This window comes from candidate division WOR-3 bacterium (genome assembly GCA_039804165.1).
Taxonomy (GTDB): Bacteria; Hydrothermota; UBA3072; order UBA3072; family UBA3072; genus JAFGHJ01.
Genome location: JBDRZZ010000046.1, coordinates 1 through 6,012 on the forward strand (window position 1 = coordinate 1; position 6,012 = coordinate 6,012).

The 6,012-nt window shown below is 35.3% G+C and carries 7 protein-coding genes; all 7 read right to left on the reverse strand.

All coding sequences use genetic code 11. The features are described from left to right. On the reverse strand, window positions 1–371 hold a 371-nt coding region (locus ABIN61_09125), incomplete at its 3' end, for a hypothetical protein (GenBank protein ID MEO0294357.1). Beyond that, on the reverse strand, window positions 368–1,324 hold the full coding sequence (locus ABIN61_09130) for a prenyltransferase/squalene oxidase repeat-containing protein (protein ID MEO0294358.1): 957 nt from the start codon (window positions 1,322–1,324) through the stop codon (window positions 368–370). The genes ABIN61_09130 and ABIN61_09125, both read right to left, overlap by 4 nt. A 17-nt stretch (window positions 1,325–1,341) precedes the next feature. Further along, the gene (locus ABIN61_09135) at window positions 1,342–2,109 is read right to left on the reverse strand and encodes a hypothetical protein (GenBank protein ID MEO0294359.1); all 768 of its coding nucleotides are present in this window, start codon (window positions 2,107–2,109) and stop codon (window positions 1,342–1,344) included. A gap of 34 nt (window positions 2,110–2,143) precedes the next feature. Then, window positions 2,144–3,733: a hypothetical protein gene (locus tag ABIN61_09140; protein ID MEO0294360.1), complete on the reverse strand. Its 1,590-nt coding sequence runs from the start codon at window positions 3,731–3,733 to the stop codon at window positions 2,144–2,146. Then, the gene (locus ABIN61_09145; GenBank protein MEO0294361.1) at window positions 3,625–4,461 is read right to left on the reverse strand and encodes a transglutaminase-like domain-containing protein; all 837 of its coding nucleotides are present in this window, start codon (window positions 4,459–4,461) and stop codon (window positions 3,625–3,627) included. Before ABIN61_09145 ends, ABIN61_09140 begins: the two co-directional genes overlap by 109 nt. Further along, window positions 4,385–5,260: a hypothetical protein gene (locus ABIN61_09150; GenBank protein MEO0294362.1), complete on the reverse strand. Its 876-nt coding sequence runs from the start codon at window positions 5,258–5,260 to the stop codon at window positions 4,385–4,387. Before ABIN61_09150 ends, ABIN61_09145 begins: the two co-directional genes overlap by 77 nt. Window positions 5,261–5,545: 285 nt before the next feature. After that, the coding region (locus ABIN61_09155) for a hypothetical protein (GenBank protein MEO0294363.1) at window positions 5,546–6,012 on the reverse strand (467 nt) is incomplete at its 5' end.

The following is a 6,012-nucleotide window of genomic DNA, read 5'->3' on the forward strand; positions in this document are numbered from 1 at the left end:
ACAAACTCCTTATGACGATTTAATATCTCAGGAGGTAACTTCTTTTCTTTCAAAGTCTTTTCGGTTAGAGCAAATTTTTCTCTTATTTCTCTATCTCTTTCTTTTAGCTCGCTTAATATCGTTTTGAAAGCATCTTTCCTTAACTCATCAGAAAAATCCTTTTCAAGGATTTCTTCTGATTTCTTTAGAACTTCATCAAAATCTTTATCTTTAAGGGAATTTAAGATTACAGTTAGTTTTTGATTCTGGATTTCTTCTTTAAGTTCTTTTGATTGAGCGTAGGCATCTATTCCGAATGCAAAAGGTAAAAACACAAATAGACTAAACCAGAGAAGAGATTTAAAAATCCTTTTATGTGATATTCTAATCATATCACAACCCTCCCAAAACTATTAGCCAAATCTAATAAATGTTTTCTCCCTGTCAAGGGCAATTTGCCTATTTTGGATACCAAAATAATAAGAGCAGTCTCATAAGCATTATTGTTCCAACTCCCATCTGAATCCTGAAGAGAAAGGAGGAAGTTTTTTGTTTTATTTATTGCACTATACCATATTACCCTATAATCTATACCCTCTCTATACCCTATACCCTCTAAACCATACCCTCCCTGTAGGGCCATCAGGGAAAGTGCACTCTCATATATTGAAGTTGTATCCTTCCCAAAACTACCATTTGTGTTCTGTTGACTAAGAAGCCAGGAAATTCCATTTTTGATTTGGGTGCTTAAATCATATATACCATGGAATCTTTCCAGAGAAATGAGAGTTAATGCGGTTAGATATATATTGGAAATGTTCTCATCATTATATCGCCAGAATCCTGCTGTATCTTGCTCGTCCATTAGGTATCCAATTGACCATCCGATATTTTCATTTACCGAATAATTAGATTCATGCAAAGAAATAAGAGCAAACGCTGTACTCAGTACATCTCTTTTCTCTTTATCAAAAGTAAAACCACCTATAGGAGGTGAATAGTAAGATAATAGAGTATCCTGCAAAGAAGTTATATTAACGTCGGATGGTGCGAGCGCCTTTATTTTTTGAGACAAATGGCCACTGTTTTTAACTTCTAAGCTATCAAGATAAGTAATACCTTTAATATATAAGCTATCTGATGGATTTAAAACGCCGAGTGCTTCACAAACAGTAGCAGTTGATACATAAGTGCTTACAGTAGTATCTCCTCCCCATGAACCATCAGAATTCTGAGAGACTTTAAGCCATCGAATTCCAGCGTCAATAGCATCGCTAATTTTATTACTGTAAAGATTAAAAGAAAAAACAAGTAATACTGCTATAAAATTTTTAAATGCTTTCATATAATACTCCCCTCTTTTTAACTTTTCTTCCTATCAAAAACAAGATACTTTTCGTCCCATTTCCATTCGGGTTGAAAGGCTGCTTCGGTTATGATTACGATTTTGTTTTTATTTACTAACTTCTCTATATCTTTTTTTATCTGTTTGGGAATATCTAACTCTGGCAACAATTCTTCCTTATTATCCTTACTAACCCAAACGAGAGGATATAATAAAGGTTTCTTCGTCGATTTATATTTCATATAATATGCATTAAACCTACTTCTTTGTATAAAATTCATACCCGGGAAACCTCTAAATATACTGCACATATATTTTACCTTTGGCGGTTTTTTATCAAAACTCTCTATAACGACATATTTTTCAGGATATTTCCAACCTGGTTTAAACGCAGCTTCCGAAATTAAAACTCCATCTCCATTTTCGACTATTTTCTTTATTTCTTCCTTTACCGATTCGGGGATATTTGCTGTTTTGATGATATTTTCGTAGTTAGTTGATGTTACACATAAGAGAGGAGAATCGTATTCTAAAGTGTTTGCCCATTTTGTAGAATATGAATTGTATTTCAATCTTGCTGCTCCGTCCTTAAAGAAATTCCATTGTTTAAAAGGATCAGATATTGGTTTTCCTTCAAAAATAACTACTTTAAGATATCTTATATATTTTTTAAGAGAAGCTTTCTCCGTTCCAAAGACCCAATTGAAGGGGTACATAAATAGTACATATAAAAAACAAAGTATTACTATACCTATATACACTATTATAATTCTAAGAAATTTCATTTATGGTTCTCCTTATACATTTAAGCTCCACTCCTCAAGGGGTGGAGGGTTGCCTTTCTTCTTCAAGTAAATCCAACAATTTTTGAATCATTTCACCTATACACCAGTAAATATTTTGTGGGTACTCATAAGGAGGTGGACTCCCCGGAATGGCAGCTGGAAGAGCGCAAATATGCTGCAATATTAAAGGACCATATAAGAGGAAAAAATTTTTAATCATAGGCCAATACCAAAGAATAAAATCTTTCCACAATTCTTCAAATGGGCCTACAATGTAATAAGCTATTGCCCAAAAAACACCAAAAAAATCTATCGCTTCAGCTATAACTCCTATAATAACTCCCAAAAACTCCACCAACAGTAATCCCAAACACACAGCTCCAGCTGCTACACATATCCAAAGGAACACATATCCAACCCACCAGAGAAAATAAATTATCCCTCCACCAATACCCTCCACCATATAAGCCCCTTCTCCAGTTTCAGGGTCCATTGCAATATACCCTATACCTTCCCAACCATTATAAGTAATATTGGAACGGGGAATGATTACTTCCATACCTCTATCAACTACACACTGAATCGCCGATTTTACTTCCTTCGATATCTGTAGAAGTGGTAATATTTGAGAAATATTGGCTGAATTAATTGTATATATCGGGATTTGTCTCTCATTCGCTATTGATAATATCCTTGTGGCTGATAAGGCTTTTGCATTTTTTAAACTGAATACCTGATCCAGCACCCTCGCCTCCATCTCCGAACCCATTATTCCTGATGCTATATTGTATGATTTCTTTCTGTTGCTATCGCCATCTTTCCCGAAGACCGCCTCCATATCCCTATCCACATCTATTTTGAATCCATTCGCCGAAATCGCGTAAGGGAATCCAAGAATAGAAGTTACTTCCACTGAAAGAAATGCTATTGCCTCTGAAGGAACTCTCTGATGAAATACATCCGTTTTTCTTGCAAATAATTCATTATAGGTATCAAGCTGATAATAATACGAAAGAGAAGTGAGATTCAATAGCTCTCCTACTATATCATAAGAAGTCAATAAAGAAATGTTTTGAGTTTCCATTTGCTCTTTTACTTCCTTGTATCTATCTATCCTTTTTCTCATCACCTCGTTTGGTATCCTGGAAATATCAAAAGCGATTCCATACATCGAACCAACTATCGCAGGATTTTCTACTTCCTCTCTAAACCCTGCTGGAGAATGAAATATCATCCTGTATGTCTGTTCCTTTCCCATACCGATTGATGAACCTGTAGCTACTGCTTGATTCTCTATTACTATTTGGGGTTTCATCTTTATTAAATAAGCAGATATCGCTGATGGGATATTTGTAGTATCTGTCAAGGTATCGGGGGCTTGAGATAATAACAACTTTTCATCATTGGAACTGGCTGGAGTATATGCAAGCAATATCCTCTTACCTACTATTCCTATGGTAGGAAAAGTATAAGATATATCACTTAAAATATTCCTTTCGTCCATCACTTCTATAGTTATCTTATACCTGAATTCATCAGGAATTTCAGAATACTTTCCTTTTTTTTCGTGACATCGTAAGGAAGAACAGGAGCGAAACCACCGCTTACTTTCGGTTTTATCCATTTGAAAGGAAATACTTCGCCAATGGTAGCACTATCTCCTAAATTTTCCTCTATCCAGTTATTTGTTCTCGTTCCATAATCCTCCAATGCCTGATTTATTATCGTTGTGTCCATTCCTGTAACCGCTCCCGTTATGGTGTCAATGTTTGCTGAAGCGCGAATTTCTCCCATTAGACTATCCACATCTAAAGGAACTTCCTCTTCCAATTTCACCGGGTTATTATATTCAAGTATCTTATAACTGGGGTCCATCGGTATCCAGGTCAAATCCTTACTCACGGGGTTTTTTCTTCCTAAATCTATATCATAATTAAGCTGTGCCTCAACCCAGCAATGTTCCAGGCGTAACCCATAAGGTTTTCCATTTACAACTAACATCCTCGCAGGAACTCCCATTGTTGCAAAAATGTTTCCTGCAACCCAGGGGTCTTTAACGCCTAGCCACCCCATTGCTTTATCTATAGGTACGATTATCTCTCCATATACATATCTTGATTTTATTCCTGAAGTTCGTAATAGGGAAATAAGAAGTGAGGCTAAATCGAAGTCATTTCCGGCTTTCTCAAACAATGTCTCCTGTGCACCCTTAAGACTCCCAAAATAAGGCTCATATTTGAAGTTATTTCTTATATACTCATATATCTCTACAGGCTTATACTCCAGTTCTTCTGCAAGTTCCTGTATTTCTTCCGTAAATTGCACTTCCATTGTCTCCTGTAAAATATCCATCCCCTCCCTCGGAAACAAGCAAAGGTAACATCGAAACATCACCTGCATAGGCGAAGAGCTCCTTACTCAGGGTATAGTTATGAGGGTTTAGGTTATAGTAATTGGAATCAGAGTTGTTGGGACAAATTTTATTTTCTTCAAATTTAAAATTTTCAATTTCTAATTTACAACCTTCAATTAAGCCGCTACTACCCTGAAGCATCGCTCCTCGCTTCTCTGGCCTATACTCCTCTGTCTGTATTTTCTTTACAGGCATTGAACGATGAGGTAATTTATTAGGGTCAAATTCGGATATTCTCTTCTTATAAGTATTCTTCTCGATAAAACCTTTCAACCCCTTCCTTGAAGAACTTCTGGTTAGCCAGTTTGAGTTTATATACGAATTAACTTTCCCGTCAAATTCTTTAAATCTCTCCTCATACTTCTTTACAAACTCCTTATGACGATTTAATATCTCAGGAGGTAACTTCTTTTCTTTCAAAGTCTTTTCGGTTAGAGCAAATTTTTCTCTTATTTCTCTATCTCTTTCTTTTAGCTCGCTTAATATCGTCCTGAAGGCGTCTTTCCTTAACTCATCAGAAAAATCCTTTTCAAGGATTTCTTCTGATTCCTTTAGAACTTCATCAAAATCTTTATCTTTAAGGGAATTTAAGATTACAGTTAGTTTTTGATTCTGGATTTCTTCTTTAAGTTCTTTTGATTGAGCGTAGGCATCTATTCCGAATGCAAAAGGCAAAAAAACAAATAGACTGAACCAGAGAAGAGATTTAAAAATCCTTTTATGTGATATTCTAATCATATCACAACCCTCCCAAAACTATTAGCCAAATCTAATAAATGTTTTCTCCCTGTCAAGGGCAATTTGCCTATTTCTTAATAGCACGCATATTTTCATAAGATATACGCAGATTACCACCCCTCCACATCACTTATAGTTTTTACGGAAAACGGAAGACGGTCAACGGATAACATATCCCCTCCATGGCTATTCCCTTTTCACTATTCCCTATTACCCTCATTAATATACCCTCTTATAAACTCCTCCTACTTATGAAAACCTTCAACTTAAATATCCCAAACCCTATTAAAAAACATATTCCAGATATAAAAACAAATGTCCAAATATAACTTGAAAAAAAGGCCAGGTCAAAAAAATATGCCTGAAATATTCAACTATCTTTAATCCAATATTTTTAAATGTTAACCCTGTAACAAAAATGGTGTGGATCGCTTTGTATATTGGATTCCTTGTTGGTTTCACAAGAAAAATAATCCCATTATCTACTAACTTTAACTCCGGTTTATCCACCCATGGTAATCTATAATAAACTGTTATGCTATCTATAAATCTATCTTTACCAATATTGTCTTCAATCTTCTTATCTAACAAACGGCAAGCCCTTGGAAAAATTTCTTCCGCAGAACAGAAAAGTTGATGTATATCACTATGTATTATATTTTTAAAAAAGAAAAACTTTACTTTTACTCTCTCGTAAGTGTACCCTGAAAACCTATCACTAATCCACCAGACAAACTGACCACCACTTCCAT